Genomic DNA, 1,530 nt, shown 5'->3' on the forward strand with positions numbered 1-1,530 from the left:
GGTGCCGCCACAGCAGGAAGCCCAGCGCCGTGGCCACGGCCGCCGAGCCCATGGCGTGCCCGCTTGGAAAGCTGTAGTAAAAGGCCGGCTTCAGGCTGAGCCACAGGGCCGGGCGCGGCCGGGCAAACACGGCTTTCACCAGCACGTTCAGCAGCATGGCCCCGGTCACCGACAGCCCGAAAAACCAGGCCTGCGAACGGGTGCCCCGCACCAGCAGCCCGATGGTTATCAGCCCCGCCAGCACGCCCATGGGCAGCGGGTCGCCGGCGGCCGTCAGGGCCAGGGCCAGCTTATCGAGCAGGGGCGTGGCGTGGGCGTGTAGCCACTCCAGCAGCGGCTTATCGATGGCGAAACCACCGGCCTCCCACACATCTTCGGCCACGCGCACAAACACCACCCACGGCAGCACCAGCCCCGCCAGCAAAGCCAGCAGCAGCATTTTATGAATGCGCAGGGCGGAGCGCAGGCGCTGCCAGAGCGCGGCCAGCATCGGATAAGCAGGGTACACCACGGCTGGCATACGCAACTTCTGCCCAAACGACCGTGCCGCCGTTCGCCAACAGCCGCTTAGCCGCGGCTACAGCGCCAGCTTCAGCTGTTGCCCTTCGCCGGCCACCTGGGCCGCGTCCAAGTTGGAGAGCGAGAGGCCCAGCAGGCGCACGCCCTTGGGCAGCGGAAACACACCCGCCACCAGCTCGTGGGCCAGGCGTGCCAGCGTGGCGGCGTCGGGCACGGGGGCTACGGTGCTGCGGCTGCGCGTAATCTGTTGGAAATCGGCGAATTTCACCTTGAGCGTGAGGGTACGGCCACGCGCGCCGGTGCGCTCGCAGTAGGCCCACACATCGGCCAGCAGCGGCGGCAGGGTGGCCAGCAGGTCGGGCAGCTCGTGCAGGTCGTGGGCAAAGGTGTTTTCCGAGCCCACCGACTTGCGCACGCGGTCGGGCACCACGGGGCGGTGGTCTTCGGCGTGGGCAATGGCGTGGTAGTAGCGCCCAGCCTTGCCGAAGTGCCGCGTGAGCAGCTCCACCGGCTGGGCCCGCAAATCGGCTCCGGTGAACACGCCCAGCTGGTTCATCCGCGCCGCCGTAACCGGCCCGATGCCGTGGAACTGCCCTACCGCCAGCCCTTCCACGAAGGCCAGCCCCTGCCCCGGCCGCACCACAAACTGCCCGTTGGGCTTGTGGTAGTCGGACGCCAGCTTGGCCAAAAACTTATTGTAGCTGATGCCCGCCGAGGCCGTAAGCCCGGTTTCGGCCAGAATTTTGGCCCGGATTTCGCGCGCAATCTGCGTGGCCGAGGCTATGCCCGGCAGGTTTTCGGTCACGTCGAGGTAGGCTTCATCGAGCGAGAGCGGCTCGATGAGCGGCGTGTACTCGGCGAAGATGGCGTGAATCTGCCGCGACACTTCTTTATACACGGCAAAGCGCGGCGGCACAAACAGCAGCTCGGGGCACTTGCGCAGCGCCGTGGCCGAGGGCATGGCCGAACGCACCCCAAACTGCCGGGCCTCGTAGCTGGCCGCCGCCACCA

2 protein-coding genes are annotated in these 1,530 nt (G+C 67.8%); both read right to left on the minus strand.

Going from position 1 to position 1,530, the window contains the following annotated elements; all coding sequences use genetic code 11:
• Positions 1 to 490: phosphatase PAP2 family protein (locus ACYVDE_RS22455; RefSeq protein WP_460503760.1), on the minus strand; the 490-nt coding region annotated here is incomplete at its 3' end.
• Between the two features lie 87 nt (positions 491 to 577).
• On the minus strand, positions 578 to 1,530 hold a 953-nt coding region (gene dinB, locus ACYVDE_RS22460), incomplete at its 5' end, for a DNA polymerase IV (RefSeq protein ID WP_460503761.1).

It is taken from the genome of Hymenobacter agri, from assembly GCF_054778495.1.